The sequence below is a fragment of the Clavibacter sp. MX14-G9D genome (assembly GCF_032917815.1).
In the GTDB taxonomy this organism is placed as follows: Bacteria; Actinomycetota; Actinomycetes; order Actinomycetales; family Microbacteriaceae; genus Clavibacter; species Clavibacter michiganensis_K.
The window spans coordinates 1-972 of record NZ_JAVCVL010000396.1 but is presented as its reverse complement, the minus strand read 5'-3'; the positions used below and the strand labels follow the sequence as shown (position 1 = coordinate 972).

General features: G+C 70.4%; 1 pseudogene. It reads left to right on the top strand.

The features are described 5' to 3' along the window. Positions 1–972, top strand: a pseudogene (locus Q6969_RS15925) (sortase); the annotation flags it as partial.

Sequence of the window (972 nt, the reverse complement as noted above, 5' to 3'; positions counted from 1 at the left end):
CGGTGACGGTCTCCATCGACGGCCAGGACGACCAGGTCGCCACGGCGGATGCGACGACGGGTGCCTTCTCGGTGACGTTCCCGCAGCTGCCTGCCGGTGATTACACGGCGACCGCGGTGCAGACGGTCGGGGGCGTCGCCTCCGGCACGGACTCGGTGGACTTCACGGTCGCTGCAGCTGACGCTGCGGACCCGGTCGTGATCCTCGAGCCCGACCTCGGCGAGATCCTCCAGGGCGGTACCCAGGACGTGACCGTCAGCGGTACGGCCGAGCCGGGCACGGTGGTCACGGTGACCATCGACGGCGAGGCCACGCAGACGGCGACGGCGGCTCCGTTCGGACCCACCGCGGGCTCGTTCTCCGTCGTATTCCCGGGCCTCGAGCCCGGTGACTACACCGCGGTGGCGACTCAGGCCGCGGGCGGCACCGACTCCGTCTCCTTCACGGTGGCGCCGGTCATCGCCGACGTGATCATCACCGAGCCGGCGCAGGGGGAGGTGATCCCCGGTGGTCCGCAAGACGTGACCATCCGCGGGACCGCCGAGCCCGGCGCGTCGGTCGCAGTCGCCATCCCCGGCCAGGAGACGCAGACGACGACGGCGGACCCGGTCACGGGTGCCTTCGATGTCGTGTTCGTCGACCTGCCGGTCGGTCCCTACACCGCGACCGCCACCCAGACGGTGGACGACGCGGAGGCGGGCTCCGACTCGGTGACCTTCACGGTGGACGCGGCTGCCGCGGACGGCGCCGCTGATGTCGACGGAGATGCCGATGCCGACGTCGATGGTGGCGCTGATGTGGACGCTGCTGCGGACGTGGACGCCGCAGCGGATGTAGATGCCGCTGCTGATGTCGACGCCGCCGCTGACACCGATGCTGCCGCTGATGTGGATGCTGCTGCTGACACCGATGCTGCTGCTGACGTGGATGCTGCTGCTGATGTGGATGCTGCTGCTGACACCGACGCTGCTG